The organism is uncultured Draconibacterium sp. (assembly GCF_913060805.1).
Taxonomy (GTDB): Bacteria; Bacteroidota; Bacteroidia; order Bacteroidales; family Prolixibacteraceae; genus Draconibacterium.
The window spans coordinates 1-16,941 of the sequence record NZ_CAJXTC010000033.1; the positions used below are offsets into that span (position 1 = coordinate 1).

Genomic DNA, 16,941 nt, shown 5'->3' on the forward strand with positions numbered 1-16,941 from the left:
TTAACTAAAGAATCAGCTCAGGGTCACATCGACGCAGGTGCTAAAAAAGTTGTAATGTCTGCTCCATCAAAAGACGATACTCCAATGTTCGTTATGGGTGTTAACAACAAATCATACTCTAACGATATGACTTTTGTTTCTAACGCATCTTGTACAACTAACTGCTTGGCTCCTATCGCTAAAGTATTGAACGACAACTATGGTATTGTTGACGGTTTGATGACTACTGTTCACGCTACTACTGCTACTCAGAAAACTGTTGACGGTCCTTCTATGAAAGACTGGCGCGGTGGACGTGGTGCAGGTCAAAACATTATTCCTTCATCAACCGGTGCTGCTAAAGCTGTAGGTAAAGTAATTCCTGAATTGAACGGAAAACTTACAGGTATGGCATTCCGTGTTCCAACTCCTGACGTATCAGTTGTTGACCTTACTGTAAACTTAGCTAAAGGTGCATCGTACGAAGAAATTTGTGCTGCAATGAAAGCTGCTTCAGAAGGTGAATTGAAAGGAATTTTAGGTTACACTGAAGACCAAGTTGTTTCTAACGACTTCGTTGGTGAAACTCAAACTTCTGTTTTCGATGCAAAAGCAGGTATTGCTTTAACTGACACTTTCGTAAAAGTTGTATCATGGTACGACAACGAAATGGGTTACTCAGCAAAAGTTTGCGAACTGATCGAGTACATGGATTCAGTAAAATAATTTTACAATTATATACTGTATTAAAAGGGATGTCGAAAGGCGTCCCTTTTTTATTTGTTGAAGTTTGAAGAATTAAAGGACTGATCATTGAAGAACTACATACGTAGATTTTCAGTTGATGAGATTGATGTAGATTGAATTAAGATTGATGAAGATTGAATTCGTATCAGTACTAACAGATCTCTCGCATTCGCTTCGAGATGACAATAACTTTTGCTCCTGACGCTACGCTCAACTTTTGCCTTTCAACTTTTTACATTTGCCTTCTCTTCTACTCGTAACGCAACGATTCTATCGGATCGAGTTTTGAAGCTTTTTGTGCCGGGTAGTATCCTGAAATAATTCCCACGATAAAACACAGTACAACACCCAAAATTATCCAGGTCCATGGAATAAAGAAAGGCGAATCGATAAGGCGGGCAACGCCATTTCCGGCAAGAATTCCCAGAATAATTCCAACAAAACCGCCCATTTGCCCTACCAGAACTGCCTCTAGCAGAAACTGTTGCTTAACGGTTGAGCTTTTGGCACCGATAGCTTTCCGAACTCCAATTTCGCGGGTACGTTCAGTTACAGTAACCAGCATAATATTCATTAAGCCAATAGCAGCACCAAACAAAGTTATCAGTCCAATTATGGTTGCAACAAGCGTAATATTCTTAATATTTTCTAAGAGCATGTTGGCGAGGTTGTCGCTTTTTTCGATGCTAAAATCAGAGTCATCGAGCGGATCAAGATTTCGCACAACTCTGAATATAGCCTCGGCCTGACCGACTGCTGCATCCATTAATTCCGGTCGGTCGACTTTTACCTGCACATCAAAATTCATATTCGGACGGGAGAAATAAGCTCTCGAATTGGTGTACGGAATAAAACAAACCATGTCGCTGTTCATTCCAAATCCACTTCCCTTTTCTTTTAAAACACCAACTACTTTGTATTTTCCACTACCTATACTCACCACTTTCTGCAGCGGATTTTCACCTCCTTTAAATAAGCGGTTAGCCAAACTACTTCCCAAAAGGACAACACTCCTTCCATCAGTAATATCGTTATTGCTAAAACTTCTTCCGGTGCCAATTTCGTAGCCCGCTGTTCCTAAGTAATTCTCGTCGATACCACGAACAGCAATATTTGGATTGGTTTTTTCCGACTGGTATTTTAATGTAGCTGCCCCGGTGGATGAAACCGAAATCGACGTTGTAGCCGGAAAATCGAAAAGCTCCTTAAATTCCTTTGCCTGGTAGTACGAAATGTACGAGTAGTTTTTTGTGCGATAACGAATATTTCCCTGCGTGCGCAAGCCTCCACTTGTTATTGAAAAAGTGTTGGCGCCCATCACGGCAAACTCTTTGGTAATCGAGTTTTTTATCGAATCGATAGCCGTTAAAATCCCAACCAATGCGGTTATCCCCACGGCAATAATCATAACGGTTAGCGTTGTGCGCAACAAATTGCTCTTCACCGAGGTGAAAGCAACTCTCAAATTTTCGAAAAATAACGTGGTCGATCGCATCAGACTAATTTTGGCTTTAATTACGGTATCAATTCATTTGTAAAGTTAAGCAGCTAATAATTACCAATAAAGAATATTTTTTTTGAATTTACAATCTTTACCACATTATAAACCTTCAAACAGCTTATTACCAAAAAATTAATTTATCTTCGCCCTCTTGAATTCAGAAAAAAATAAAATGGCAGATTTCGAATTAAAAGACGATTTACAAAAGTTTAGTTATGCATTAGGAATGAGTATTTCTGCAAATCTCATCCAGTCAGGAGTTAAAACCGTTCATCCAACCGCTTTCATTACAGCTTTGCAGGATGTATTTTCAGGTGTTCCACCAAGAATGAAACCTGAAGAAGCCAACCAGATTCTCGAGTCGTTTATGGCCGAATCGCAAGCCGCCGACGGTAGCAAAAACCTGGAAGAAGGTACAGCCTTTTTAGCCGAAAACGGACAAAAAGAAGGCGTAATTGAATTGCCCAGCGGATTACAATACGAAGTAATAAACGAAGGCGAAGGAGATATTCCAACAGCCAGCAACCAGGTAAAATGTCACTACCACGGAACATTGATCGACGGAACTGTTTTCGATAGTTCGGTAGAGCGCAACCAACCTGCTACATTCCCTGTAAACGGTGTAATTCCGGGATGGGTTGAAGCATTACAACTGATGTCGGTTGGCTCAAAATGGAAATTGTATATTCCTGCAAACCTGGCTTACGGACCAAACGGAGCAGGTGGAGTTATCGGACCAAACGCTACTCTGATTTTCGAGGTAGAATTATTAGAAATTGTAGAATAATAAAAAATACGGCCGCGTTTAGGCCTAAAAAAATTAACAGATGAAGAATAGTATTATTTATGTATTTGTAGTGGCATTGATTGTTGCTGCTACATCGTGCCAGCAAGGTGGTCCGGCAGCTGTAAAACTGGAAACCAGTGCCGACTCAGTAAGTTATGCAATTGGTGTTTTGGTTGGTGCTAACAACAAACAACAATTGGAGACAGCTCCCGGAAGTTCAGAAATGAACATCGAAGCAATGGCAGCTGCTTTCCGTTTAGCATCGTTAGGCGAAGAAGTAGAAATTGCTGAAGAAGATGCAAACGCAATTGTACAGAACTTTTTCCGTCAAGCTGCTGATCGCGAATCTCAGGCAAACCTTGAAGAAGGCAACAAATTTTTGGAAGAGAACAAAGCACGCGAAGGTGTTACAACTACCGAAAGCGGTTTACAATACGAAGTTTTAACTGAAGGTACAGGCGCAAAGCCAACTGCAACCGACAGAGTTCGTGTACACTACCACGGAACTTTAATCGACGGAACTGTTTTCGACAGCTCGGTTGATCGTGGCGAACCTGCAGTATTCGGTGTTAACCAGGTAATTCCGGGTTGGACTGAAGCATTGCAATTGATGCCAGTTGGATCAAAATGGAAAGTATTTATTCCTTCTGACCTGGCTTACGGTCCTCGTGGTGCCGGTGCCGATATCGGTCCTAATTCAGCTCTTATTTTCGAAGTTGAACTACTCGAGATTGTAAAAGAATAGTAAGTTTTATCATTCCGAAAGAGGAACAACTGAGGCATCTCAGAAACAGCGTTTTGCTGTAACCGGTTTCTCTCTTCGTTCGAAATGACAAAACTTGTTGAAAAAAACCCTTTGTCTGTTTTTAGGCAAAGGGTTTCTTTTTTTATCTTCGTTCCTGAAATTAAAAATTAGGAAATGGCATTAAGCGTAAAAGGAAAAATTGAGCAGATTTTAAAACCTGAATCTGGTGTGAGCCGGGCAGGAAAAGAATGGAGCAAACAAGAATTTGTAATTGAAACAGACGAGCAATATCCACGTAAGGTTTGTTTTACCTTGTTTGGCGATAAAGTTGATTTGGTGAAGGGAATATCTGCAGGAGAGGAAGTTGATGTATCTTTCAACCTAGAGTCGCGCGAATATAACGGACGCTGGTTCCATAACATTAATGCCTGGAAGATCGATAAAGTAAGTGCCGACGGCAACTTGCCAGAGCCTCCTCCGGAATTTGGTATGGATGATATTCCACCAGAACCATCGGAAGATTCGGCCGGAGATTTGCCGTTTTAAGGGATGAAGGATTAACGATTAATAAAAAATGCCAGTTGAGTTTTCAGCTGGCATTTTTGTTTGTTGTCGTTTCGACGAAGAATGAGGAGAAATCTGTTACAGGTTGCAGGTTACAAGTTATCAGTCGCAGTGTACAGTCTCAGTTCCGGCGTCCGGCGCCAACATTTTAGCAATTCAACAGTTTGACAATTTCTCACAGTCGCAGTTCTCATTGTCTCATAGCCCAGTGACTAATGACCAATGACCAACCAAACTAACCCCTCGTAAACAACGGATTACCTGGCTTCGATAAACGTGGATTATAAACGTATCCCTCAGCGTCAAACGCCTGCAGGTCGTCCACATTGTTAATGTCGTTCTCAACAATAAAACGTGTCATCAGGCCACGTGCTTTTTTGGCAAAGAAGGAGATCATTTTGTACTGACCATTCTTCATGTCCTTAAACTGAGGTGTTATAATCTCTGCATCCAGTTTTTTGGTGTCGATACTTTTATAGTATTCGTTCGATGCCAGGTTGATCAACACTTTACTCCCCGACTCATCAATGGCTTCCTGCACTTTTGGAGTAATCTTGTTTTTCCAGAAAGCATACAGATCAGCCGAGCGCTGTATTTTAATCTTTGTTCCCATCTCTAGTCGATAGGGTTGCATCAAATCGAGCGGACGTAATACTCCGTAAAGACCGGACAGAATCCGCAACTTCGATTGTAACTTTAGCAGTTGTTCTTCACTCATTGTAGGTGCTTCCAGTCCCTGAAAAACGTCGCCGCTAAAAGCCAGCACAGCCTGTTTGGCATTTTCGGGAGTAAACGGCTGGTGCCAGGTTTGAAAACGGTCGTAATTCAATTGCCCAAGGTTAGCCGAAATCCTCATTAACTCCGAGAGTTGTTTGGGTTTCATTTTCCGCAGTTTCGGAAGTATCTTTTCCGACTCGTCGAGCATGTCGGGCATGGTGTACGTTGTGGTTACCGGCGGTGTTTTATAATCCAGCGATTTGGCCGGCGATATTACTATTAGCATATGTTCTGATTTTGTTTTTCAAAATTAACAGCTTTTCTTTTTTAATGTTCAGTACGATGGTATTTATTAACCTACCCCGGGTTTCACCCACGGTTATTTATATTTTATCCCTTCAGGAAATTGGCGCTGAAAGCGGCGAAAGTGAATAACCCGGTGCATAGCGCCGGGGTTAAACGGCTGAATAAAAATCGTCCGGCGAAGTAGGCAGATCGAAGCCAAGTGGTTCTTCCGGACGAAATGCAAATGGCAATTCTTATAAAAAGATGGCGACTTTCAGAAAATAGACAACAGTACTGCGACTTCATTTTACCAAATAATTGTGTTTTTGGAGAACTCTCGAAGACCGTTAAATTAAACCAATGATGCGGAGTCATTAATTGTAGTATCTTTGCCGCGGTTTAGAACAAAAACAGAGGGGAAGCGTTTTGGTAGCAATGTGCTCTTTATCCACGGTTATTATTTTGTGAGCCCTTGTTTACCATAGAAAACGATAATGAAATTTGAAGATTTAAAATTGCATCCTGCCATACTTAAGGCATTAAAGGATGAAAACTACTCGGAACCAACCTCCATTCAGGCGCAGGCAATTCCACTGGTATTAGAAAGAAACGATGTTTTGGGAAGTGCCCAGACCGGCACCGGTAAAACGGCTGCTTTTGCCATTCCAATCATTCAGCATTTAATAAACACTACCCGCCACGAAAAGGGTAAACGACAAATAAAATCGCTGGTGGTTACCCCTACCCGCGAGCTGGCCATACAAATTGGCGAAAGTTTTAACGCTTACGGCAAATACAGCAACCTGCAAAACACGGTTATTTTCGGAGGGGTGCCGCAAAATCCGCAGGTACGTCAACTGCAAAAAGGTGTTGATATACTGGTTGCCACTCCCGGCCGTCTGCTCGATTTAATCAGTCAGAATTACATTTCACTGCGCGATGTGAAGTATTTTGTGCTGGACGAGGCCGACCGCATGCTCGACATGGGTTTTATTCACGACATTAATAAACTGCTGAAGCTATTACCCAAACAACGGCAATCGTTGTTCTTTTCGGCTACTATGCCAACGAAAATACTGAAGCTTTCGCAACAAATACTGGTGAATCCGAAAAAGGTGGCGGTGAACCCGGTTTCCTCAACTGCCGAAACCATACAACAGCACATCTATTTCACCAACAAAAGCGACAAAAAGAACCTGCTGTTGCACATTCTTAAAAATGAAGAACTGGAGCAGGTACTGCTTTTTTCGCGGACCAAACATGGTGCCGACCGTATTGTACGCAACCTGAGGAATAAAAATATCGAAAGTGCGGCCATTCATGGGGAGAAGAGTCAGAACCAACGCCAAAAGGCCTTATTGCGGTTTAAAAAAGGAGAAATACGCGTGTTGGTAGCCACCGATATTGCGGCAAGGGGAATTGATATTGACAAGCTGCGGTATGTGATTAACCACGACATACCCAACGAGCCCGAAACCTATGTACACCGTATTGGCCGATGTGGCCGGGCCGGCGAAGAAGGTGTGGCGATATCGCTGTGCGAACCGGAAGAAAATGCCTATGTAAAAAGCATTGAGAAGTTGATAAAACTACGGATTCCGGTAGCCAACAACAATCCTTTTCCGCAGACCGACAAGCCAATGAACGCCAGCGAAAAGAAAGAGTTTGAAGCAGAAAAAAAACGTAAACGACAGGAGTTTTTTGAAAACCGGAATAAGAAGCGCGGAAATCAGAATCCGGGTTTTAGACGGAAGAGACGGTAACGTTTGGTGGTTCCGCTGGTGCGGATTTATAATCCGTACCTCAGCCACAGGCTGATAAGTTCATATTAATTCTGTCGAATTGCACACCGATTGCAAATCGACGCGAGCAGGGCGAGCGGAGATATAAAAATGTTAGCTTTGGTTCTTTCTTAGTTTTCTCATCGCATCTTTTACCGCTCCGAGCTGATATTTCTCTTCATTAATCTTTTTAACTACATAGTTTAAAAGGACATCAATACTCTCTGACATTTCAAGACATTCAATATCCGAGAATTCATGAATTCCTCCAGACAACTCTTCGTACAATAATTTTATTGGATTATCCCCCAACTCCTGCATTGATATTGGAAGGTGTTTATTTACAATAGATATAAGATTTGACATTTGATGATCTTGTTCAAATTTATCAAAAGCTTCTTTTATTTGAAATGATCCTTCAAAATCTAATTGGGAAATATCTTTAATTATTCTTTTAATTTCATTCTCAATGATTCTTCTTAAATATGAGTAGGCTCCTATTCCATAACTATTTGACAAGCATATCAAAGCCTTCTTATAATTCTCTTGATCTTCACTATTTAGATATTTCTTCAAATCATTACTCAAGTTAATTTCATAGCTTGGGTATTGTCCTACTTTTTGAATATAAATGTTTATTCCATCCTTTCGTAAATCCCAGGTATTATCTGAGAATACACGTAGTAAAAAGTCAATCTTCTTATTACATGATTGACACACTCCTTGCAAATGAAATGTTAAATCAAGTTGTCGACTATTTTCGTCGAACATATAAGGAAGTTGATCCTCACTTTGCATTATGATTCTGGACATCCTCATGTGATGGTCTTCGGGCAATTGAGTTCTAAAAGTCTGAATATCGTTTTCATGCGGACATTTATATTTAAAGGCTATATCAGTATAGTTGTGGTGAGCTAAAAAAGAATTGCTTTCAAATTCTTTTAAATCTTTAACTGCGGTAAGTTTATAGTATAATGGTTTTGACTGTAATAATTCGACAAGTTCTCTGTTGGTTATTTTTTTCATCTTATTTAGGTATGGTATTCTTTAATCTTGAATAATTCGTGCCGTATGAAGAAAGCTAACTGTTACTTGAATATGCCGAGCAATCCCGGTTAAATCGGGAGTGTCAGACCGTCAATACACCCGCCTGCCATAAATAATTGGTTGGCACACGTAGTTTTCATTGAATCAGATTTGACAACCTGACAGCAAATTTTTCAAAATAATCTTTTAAGAGAATATAGTTAACAATATCAAACGCTTGTAAAATTTCAATTTCCGAATTGAAAAAAGAAATTAATTCTTTTCTATCAAATGAGTCTTCAGGATCTGCAGAGAAATACAAGAATGGACGTGAAAGACCATAATGTTTACAATTCATGACGCGTTTTATCTCGTCATATATTTTTGAAATAAAATAATTTTCAAGAACGAGACCTTGATTTCTTGAAATTGGAAGGTCATATTTTACATCCATAATTGATGCTCTCATTTCATAAAACATTTGAATTAGATAATGTCTAATCTCAATGCTCGCCTGTGGATTTTCAATTTCAGTTAATTCTAAAGCCAATTGTTCTCGAGTTGCAATTAATTCTGTAATCGAAGATTCAATTTTAACTATTTCTGCATCATCTGTACAAAATTGAAATTCAATTTTTTGCTTTCGAATTTGATTCTCAGCAGCTAATAGACCTCCAATTAGTTTGTATTCTTCTTCTTTTGTGATTGCTTTCATATCTCATTTTTTTACGACGTGTACTAACTGATTTATCATCCCAAAGTGATTTCGTTTTCATTATCTCATTGCCCGAGGTATTGTTATCCGCCCAAAATGGAGGTATAACAACACCTATTATGCTTAGTATTTTCTCTTGTTATTTCAGGGTATGTATTCAACGGGTTGATTCTTTTTTGTTTAAAGTTACAATTCTGTTTAACAAAAACAATATGGCTTCGGCGAAAAGTAGGGGTATACAAAAGTAAGGGCTAAAGCCCATTTACTGGTGGGAGTTCACTAACCCCGGGCTTAAGCCCGGGGTTAAGCAGCAAGCCTCACCGGGGTTTTAACCCCAAACTCCCGCTCCACGCGGTTTTTCGAGGCTTCCGCAATCTGCAAAATCCATAACTATCTGATTTTAAAGCTCCCTCAGGTGACAGAAGTTGGTTTCAAACGCGTTTTATTGCATCCCCAGGTGACCGATATCAGTTTCAAACGTATTTTTTTGCTTCCCCAGATAACAGAAGTTGGGTTCAAACAGGTTTTCTCGCTTCCTCAGCAGCTGGGGAAGCTTTCAAACGCATTTTTTTTCATCCTCAGGCAACAGAAGTCGGTTCCAAACGCGTTTTTTTACACCCCCAGATGACAGAAGCGGGTATAAAACTCATTTTATAGCGCCATCAGGTTCGCGAAGTAGGCATAAATCGTGTTTTTTCTTATGCCCACGGCTCAACTGGTGGTTCCAAAATCATGTTGCAGGGGCATTAACTTGGTGAGCATACAAACAAATGCGTTTGTGATAGGGAACCGATCCATTTGGATGCCCTTTAAATTTGTGCGTTAATTAGATTCCAGTGCGATTTCTCACGCGAAAGGATTCGCACGACAGCAGGGATTAGATTACTTCTCCCGATTCGTTTACTCATCGGTATCGTAATGACACACAATTTATAGGTTCAGTGCAGCGGACAGTATTGAATCGTTCCGGAAGGATTTATCTCATTGTCCGCTGCCGGATTTCGTTAACTAATTTCGTAGTTGCGAGCGAGGAACGTGAGAAGCCAGCCTACCGGCATGCAAAAAGCCCGGCATTAACTACCGGGCTTTTCATCAATCAATTATTCAATTTAAAACCAAATGCATATGCTTTTATTTTAAAGTTTATCGTTTCCGATACTCATTCCGCTTTTCATTTTATGATCATGTTGTTTTATGATGGCAATTTGGTTTAATACGGCCAATATCATCAAAGCAATTCCAACTACCATCATAAGGATTGAATGGTTTCCTGTTCCAATACCGAATAAAATTGATCCGGCAAAAAAGGTGATTATCTGTAGTACATCTAATATTTTCATCTGATTGTTTATTTGTTCGGTACAAAGATGTGGGCTTTCTTTCCGGCATTTTGCTCAAAAAGGTTCAGATATTATCCCAAAAGGTTCAATCTGCGAAATTCTTTAAATGCTGATTATTATAAGGATAGTAGCAAGGGTATATTTATTTACAATGAATTAATCACTCGCTGGCGCAGATTTGTAATCTGTACCTCAGCCACAGGCTGATAAGTTGATTTCAATTCTATCGAAGACACACCGATTACAAATCGGCGCGAGCAGGAGAGTTCACTAACCCCGGGCTTAAGCAGCAAGCAACTACCTTGGGCTTTAGCCGTGCATAAGCGGCGCGATAGCCGTTGCTAATGACTAGTGACTAGTGACTAGTGACTAGTGACTAATGTCTTAAACCGCCAATCTCCTGAAACTGCAAAAAATAAAATTCTGAAGCGTATTTGATGGCGTTCTATGGTCGATGGTGATACACCTGATTTTATTGAAGAAATCCGTTAGCAGACTCGTCATTGTATTCTCCGAGTATTGTTTAATTTCTATGCCGCTGCATTTTGTCGGGCCTTGGTCCGAGAAGGTGCCCAGCACCAGGTAACCACCCGGTTTTACATACGAACGGATCGTATCTACATAATTACTGATCTCCTGCTTATCGGTCAGGAAATGAAAGGCTGCCCTGTCGTGCCAAAAATCGTAGGTTTCGGTTGGCTGAAATCCTGCAGCATCGGCAACGATCCATTTCACCGTTTTGGCTTTTTCACCTAATCGCTGCTGAGCTTTTTTTATGGCCGTTTCCGAGATATCGAGCACGGTAATGTTTGTGTATCCCATTTCCAGCAAACGGTCTACCATAAAACTATCTCCCCCACCCACATCAATAATTCGGGCCGACAACGGCAAGTTAAACTCCTTAACAAATTGTAGCGATGTTATTGGCGAAGCCTGAAACCAGCTCACCTCCGCGGTGTCCTTACTCTGATAGATATCTTCCCAATGCTTTTTTCGGTCCATAATCGTTCTCATTTACTATTCATTTGCCCGGGAAGAATGGCAGGAAAAATAATAATTATCATTGGGATTCTCAACCAATGGGAATTGATATATAGCATGTTCATGCTCCTTCAAATCACCTATTGGGAATTGAATATTGATCATTGGGTATTGGATATTGGATATTGGATATTAAAAACCCGGCGCTTACGCACCGAGCTACCGATATCTCGTCCCTACGGGACGTTTTGCCAATTGTCATTTGCCGATTGCCAACTCCTTCAGAATTCGGAATTCGTTAATCATCATTCTACATTCATTCTTCCGACATATTAAAACCCGGCGCTTACGCACCGGGCTATTTGATTTCGCCCCGTTGGGGCTCTTTGCCTATTGTTATTTGACTGCTGCCAACTCCTTCTGAAATCAAAAATCGTTAATCATCATTCTACATTCATTCTCCGCCTGCTACTCTACTTCATTAACCTCCAAAATAACACTGGTGCTGTTCAGGGTTACGTGCGGATTAATGCCCACTTTCATCAGGAAATCGCCGGAGTACACTTTTTCGGCATCGATCCATGAGCGTCGTCCCGGGTACACGTTCAGTTCTTTTATGGTGTATTTTTTATCCGCATCAAGACCCGCAAATTTCACCGGAAGAACAGAGGCCGTTTGCATGTATCTAAAGTTCGAGAGGTAATTGAACACCACTGCCCTGCTTTTTTCTTCGTTAACATACATCAGCGCGGCAAAATCGTTTTCGTACGGATTGACCAGACGATACTGGTCGCCATGCCACACTACATCTTTAAACGAGTTATAATTCTGCACCGCCTGTTTGGCAAATGTCAGATCGTTTTCGCTGAGTTCATGCGCTACGATATCGAAACCTAGTTTTCCCATGCTGGCCACATCAACGCGGTATTTCAGCGGAAGACCACTCCAGTCGGTTACGTGGCAATCGGTCACAATCGACGGAAAGAAATACGAATAATTCCACTGCATAAACACGCGTTCCAACGGATCTGTATCGTCGCTTGGCCAAAACTCGGTAAAGTATTTAAACATTTCGTAGTCGCCGCGGCCGCCACCACCCGAGCACAACATGATCGGCACTTTCGGAAATTTCTCACGCACACGCTCCATCACATTGTACAGGCCTTTGGTGTATTCGATGTAGATATGTGTTTGCGGAAGTCCTTCTTTTTCGAGATAAGCCGAATGTGCATTGTAAATTACCGAGTTGCAATCCCACTTAATAAAGGCCAGTTCCGGATTTTCAGACAGGAGCTTATCCACCACACCAAACACAAAGTCCTGCACTTCGGGATTCGACAGATCCAACACCAGTTGGTTACGGAAATATTTCTCGGGGCGCTCCGGCTGACGGATCACCCAATCGATATGATTCTCGTACAATTCACTTTTGGGGTTCACCATTTCAGGCTCAATCCATATACCGAATTTTACGCCCGCTTTAGTGGCTTCCTCTACCAGATAACCAATTCCATGCGGCAGTTTCTTTTTGTTCTCCTGCCAGTCGCCCAAACCTGCATTGTCACCGTTACGTGGATATTTGTTGGCAAACCAGCCATCGTCGAGCAAAAAAAGATCAACACCCAGTTCTTTGGCATCTTTAAAAAGGGCGGTGAGTTTATCTTCGTCAAAATCGAAGTAAGTCGCTTCCCAATTATTCAGCAGCGTCAGGCGTTCGCCATTTCCATCCAGAACGCGGTAATCGCGTGCCCAGCTGTGCAGGTTTCGGCTGGCTTCGCCAGTTCCTTTGTGCGACACCACGTAAACCAACCCGGGAGTTTTGAACACCTCGCCAGGCTGCAATACATATTCCGATGCAAACGGATTGATACCGGCAATAAAACGAACATTGCCTTGCGGATCTACCTCAAAATCGTAGCGGAAGTTCGAAGTCCAGGCCAGTTGCCCCAACACCACTGTACCGTTGTTTTCGGCAGCTTCGCCATCAAACGAAAGAATAAAATTGGGCGATTGCAACAAATAAGCACGCGTACCCAGTTTCGAGTCGATCGATTTTATTCCGCGGGTGAGTTTCTCCTCGTTGCGCTGCATTTCTTTGGCCCACTCGTTACCATAGGTAGTGAGGTAAAACTCGTTGCCGGTAAAAAACAGGTTTGCTGACGCAAACTTTTTCAGCGTTACAGCATCTTTTTGGTTCTGCTCAATCTCGGTCCATTGCTCAATTACATTTTCGTTGGTCCACGCTTTGTAAAACAGCTTCACCTGAAACTCGTATTGCGCATCTTCCAACACAATGGTTGTCAGTACTGCATTATCCGAAGTATTTTCGGCGGTGTGGCTCACGTATTTCAACTCCAAAGAAGTATTTCCATCGCTTTGAATCACCTCCATGGCCGGCTCCACAAGGTTCCATGTTCCGGCAGTGGTGTAGGTAGCGTTGTTAATTGCTCCGTTGTTATCGCTCAAATTGTAGCCTCGTGCCACCTCGGCATACTCCGATTCATTTTCCAGCGGCTCGCCAAAATACACGGTATTTAAACGGCCGTCGGGCGATGTTTGCAGCAACATCAGGTTATCTTTGGTTGAAATGGGAATAATCGTTTCCTGCGCATAAACAGCGGCAGACAGCAATAAAACGATCGTCAACAGGTATATCTTTTTCATGATTGTAGATTTGATTGTTTCTATTAGAAAGACGAAGATAAGCAGGAAAGTACCTACTCGGAAGGATTTGGTTCAGAGTTTAAGATTCGATGAAAAGATTAACACAGGATTGATACAAATTGGGCGATTAAAAATCAATCTATTCGATGGTATTCGACCGATTCGGCATCAAGAAAACCCGGCGCTCACGCACCGGGCTATTTGATTTCGCCCCGTTGGGGTTTATTGCCTATTGAAATTTGTCTATTGCCAACTCCTTCAGAATTCGGAATTCGTTAATCATCATTCGTAATTCATTCTAACGATTTATTGAATCCCGGCGCTTACGCACCGCGCTACCGATATCTCATCCCTACGGGACGTTTCGCGTATTGATTATTGGATATTGGATAGAAAACCCGGCGCTCAAGCACCGGGCTATATGATATCGCCCCGTTGGGGCTATTTGCCAATTGTGATTTGCGTATTGCCGATTCCTTCTAAAATCATAAATCGTTAATCGGCATTCTGCAATCTGTTTTAAAGTAACAGATCTCTCGCTGCGCTTCGAGATGACAGATACTTTTGCCTTTTAACTTTTGCTCCCGACGCTTCGGTCGGGATTTCGCTTCGCTCAACTTTTGCCTTGTTCCCCTACATACTCTGCTGCAACATGGTTATCGATTGCTGGATAGCGGCTCTTTCCTGTTCTGAAATTCCTTCAACCTTGAGGGCATTTTTATACAGTTGCAGTGCTTTGTTTCGGTTTCCTTCGGTCAGGTAGATCTGCGCCAGGTAACCTGTTGCCGAAAGATACGCGGGTGATATGCTTATCACATGCTCCAATGTTTTTTTCGCTGCCGGTATCTGACCATTCTGCATTTGAAAGTAGGCCAGTGTATAACCATAATCCGGATCATCAGGGCGTGATGTATAGGCTATTTCGGCATATTTTACAGCTCCCGCCAAATCGCCACGTTGCGCCACGATCACACTCAGGTTTTTGGCTGCAACCGGTTGGTTTTCAGGATTCGCTTCCAGGGCAGTTCTCAACGCATTCTCTGCCTCATCCATACGTCCCTGCTCGGCCAGCAACAATCCCAGGTTCAGGTTGGCTGCTTCGTTCTTTGGTTCGTATTTCAGTACCTTTTGCAGATTCTCCTCAGCTTTTTCGTTATTGCCCACATACGAATACAACACACTGCTGTTGATCAGCGGCAAAACTGACGGCGGATATAAACGGGCAGCCGTTTCGTACGAGCTCAACGCCTCAGTCATCTCTCCTTTATTCTGATGATACAATCCAAGATTATAGTGATTGCTCCAGTTATCCTCACGCGAGGTTAACGATGCTACGTATTCCTTCTCGGCACTGGCAATTATTGTTTTTTGCTCTGCCGTGAACTCATCTTCAGGGAAAGTTAAAATGGCATTGGCAGCCTGTATCCGCACCAAACGAATATCATCCTGACAAGCTTTCAGCAGGGCCGTTTTCACCTCGTCGGTAAAAATTCCTCCCAAACCATATGCTGCCGACGAACGCACCAGCTCTGATTTGTTATTCAGCGCATCGATCAGCACTGCCGCTTTCGATACATCGGGGTAATTACCCAACAAGCGGATAAATGAATTTGCCACAACATCGTCGGTTTTTGGATTACGGATATAGGCGAACATCTTATCCACATTATCCCACTTCAATTCGCGGGCTTCTTTAATCAGCTGTGCCCAACGCAATGTTTCCTCCTGATAGTTGCCATTGGGGCGCGCTTTTACAATTGCATTGGCCCACTCGGGCGATTTATCTTTATGACACAGATTACACGCATTTGGCGAACCAAACTTAATGGTTGCCTCGGGCATTGGCGGACGAAACGAGTGATCGCTGCGCAGGAAGCGGCCAACAAATTCGCGCTTTGGCATGTGGCAGTTTAAACAGGTAAGCCCTGCCGAAGCCGGGTGCCCCGTGTGTGTTGCCATATCTTCGGTGCGCTTATTATGGCATTTCAAACAAGCCTGGTTAGGGTTATCCTTATAGCGGTCGCGGCCACTCGATGTATGGCAGGTAACACAGTGCAGCTCGCTGTTATCGGCACACGCATTCATCATCCACTCGGTAAGGGTGTAATTCTCTCCTAACGAACGGCCATCGGGGTAAAAATCACGATCCTCAAGTGTCGTCAGATTATAATTATCGAAATACTTATCGCCGGGCATATAACTTGGTGTAATCGGCGTCATTTTGGCATGACACGGCGAACAAGATGCAACGTGCTGCTCTTGTGTAAATACTTTTGTACTGATCAGTCCGAGCTCTTTTGCCTTTTCGCCTTCTTTCAACGATTTGAAAATACGAACGTGCTCGCCAGCCGGCCCGTGACAAGTTTCGCAGTTAATTCCCGGCTCTTTCCAGGTAGTGTGATAAGTATCGCTTGCCAAATCGTAATTGGTATTCAGCTGGCTGATGTGACAGCTGTAACAACCGGTGTTAAAAGCAAACATATCGTCTTTCCATGGCAAAGCCTCATCATCCGGCATATCTCCACCAAAATGGCGCATTCCGGCCATCGGGTAATTGAACCACTCTTTGCGGTTGGCATCAAAAGCCAGTGGAATATTCTGCAGTTTCCCTTTCTCAAAGGGTGTGAGAAAAGTATACACATTATGTCCGCCCATGGCCCAAATTACGTCGTAGGTTTTTACCAACTCATTACCATCACGTTCGTACAGCACCATCGTCGAATCTTTAAACTCTACCTGAAACTGGTGTCCTTCCACATCGATAGGTTCACTGTTTGGTAACTGATGCTCCGCCATAAAAGCTGCGTTTATCGGCATCATTGCCTGCGCGTGATACGACGGCTCCCAGAGCTTATAAAAGTTTTCGTGACATTCGATACAACTTTCCGATCCGGAAAATTCGTTGCTTACCTCTTTGGGTTTTTGCTTACAGGAAATGGCCATTAGCAAAACGGCAGCAAGTAGTAAAATTTGAGCTTTCTGGTGTAACATAATCGAACGTTTAGATCCTATTGTTGATAGTGGCAAGATACAAATTTCAGTTTTTCAAACACAAAAAAGCAGCTTATCCATAATGAGAATAAACTGCCTTTACTATAGTTAGATAATG

General features: G+C 42.4%; 13 protein-coding genes. 5 read left to right on the forward strand and 8 right to left on the reverse strand.

Annotated elements, in window-relative coordinates:
* Window positions 1-705, forward strand: a 705-nt coding sequence (locus QZ576_RS17360) for a type I glyceraldehyde-3-phosphate dehydrogenase (RefSeq protein WP_297099342.1), incomplete at its 5' end; no start/stop codon positions are given.
* Between the two features lie 271 nt (window positions 706-976).
* On the opposite strand, the gene QZ576_RS17365 is transcribed toward QZ576_RS17360, so the two are convergent.
* Window positions 977-2,221, reverse strand: a complete 1,245-nt coding sequence (locus QZ576_RS17365; RefSeq protein ID WP_297099344.1) for an ABC transporter permease — start codon at window positions 2,219-2,221, stop codon at window positions 977-979.
* A gap of 178 nt (window positions 2,222-2,399) precedes the next feature.
* Here QZ576_RS17365 and QZ576_RS17370 point away from each other — a divergent pair, with 178 nt between their 5' ends.
* The 3 genes from QZ576_RS17370 (at window position 2,400) to QZ576_RS17380 (ending at window position 4,305) form a co-directional block, all read left to right on the forward strand.
* On the forward strand, window positions 2,400-3,014 hold the full coding sequence (locus tag QZ576_RS17370) for an FKBP-type peptidyl-prolyl cis-trans isomerase (protein ID WP_297099345.1): 615 nt from the start codon (window positions 2,400-2,402) through the stop codon (window positions 3,012-3,014).
* 40 nt (window positions 3,015-3,054) lie between these two features.
* Entirely contained in the window at window positions 3,055-3,759 is a 705-nt protein-coding gene (locus QZ576_RS17375) for an FKBP-type peptidyl-prolyl cis-trans isomerase (RefSeq protein ID WP_297099348.1), read from the forward strand.
* 174 nt (window positions 3,760-3,933) lie between these two features.
* Entirely contained in the window at window positions 3,934-4,305 is a 372-nt protein-coding gene (locus QZ576_RS17380; protein WP_297099350.1) for a DUF3127 domain-containing protein, read from the forward strand.
* A 253-nt stretch (window positions 4,306-4,558) separates the two neighbouring features.
* Here the strand turns inward: QZ576_RS17380 and yaaA are convergent, their stop codons facing one another.
* Window positions 4,559-5,326, reverse strand: a complete 768-nt coding sequence (gene yaaA, locus QZ576_RS17385) for a peroxide stress protein YaaA (protein WP_297099352.1) — start codon at window positions 5,324-5,326, stop codon at window positions 4,559-4,561.
* Window positions 5,327-5,819: 493 nt separating this feature from the next.
* Here yaaA and QZ576_RS17390 point away from each other — a divergent pair, with 493 nt between their 5' ends.
* A complete protein-coding gene (locus QZ576_RS17390) occupies window positions 5,820-7,088 on the forward strand; it encodes a DEAD/DEAH box helicase (RefSeq protein WP_297099355.1) in 1,269 nt (422 codons plus the stop codon).
* 132 nt (window positions 7,089-7,220) lie between these two features.
* On the opposite strand, the gene QZ576_RS17395 is transcribed toward QZ576_RS17390, so the two are convergent.
* From QZ576_RS17395 to QZ576_RS17420, 6 genes are all read right to left on the reverse strand, one after another.
* Entirely contained in the window at window positions 7,221-8,132 is a 912-nt protein-coding gene (locus QZ576_RS17395; protein ID WP_297099357.1) for a hypothetical protein, read from the reverse strand.
* Between the two features lie 157 nt (window positions 8,133-8,289).
* Complete coding sequence (locus QZ576_RS17400; RefSeq protein ID WP_297099359.1) at window positions 8,290-8,847, reverse strand: hypothetical protein; 558 nt, start codon at window positions 8,845-8,847, stop codon at window positions 8,290-8,292.
* Window positions 8,848-9,983: 1,136 nt separating this feature from the next.
* On the reverse strand, window positions 9,984-10,187 hold the full coding sequence (locus tag QZ576_RS17405) for a hypothetical protein (protein WP_297099361.1): 204 nt from the start codon (window positions 10,185-10,187) through the stop codon (window positions 9,984-9,986).
* A gap of 384 nt (window positions 10,188-10,571) precedes the next feature.
* Window positions 10,572-11,201 carry a trans-aconitate 2-methyltransferase gene (locus QZ576_RS17410; RefSeq protein WP_297099363.1) on the reverse strand — a complete coding sequence of 210 codons (630 nt, stop codon included), beginning with the start codon at window positions 11,199-11,201 and terminating at the stop codon, window positions 10,572-10,574.
* A gap of 435 nt (window positions 11,202-11,636) precedes the next feature.
* On the reverse strand, window positions 11,637-13,832 hold the full coding sequence (locus QZ576_RS17415; RefSeq protein WP_297099365.1) for an alpha-galactosidase: 2,196 nt from the start codon (window positions 13,830-13,832) through the stop codon (window positions 11,637-11,639).
* A gap of 633 nt (window positions 13,833-14,465) precedes the next feature.
* On the reverse strand, window positions 14,466-16,823 hold the full coding sequence (locus QZ576_RS17420) for an ammonia-forming cytochrome c nitrite reductase subunit c552 (RefSeq protein ID WP_297099367.1): 2,358 nt from the start codon (window positions 16,821-16,823) through the stop codon (window positions 14,466-14,468).
* Window positions 16,824-16,941 lie beyond the last annotated feature (118 nt).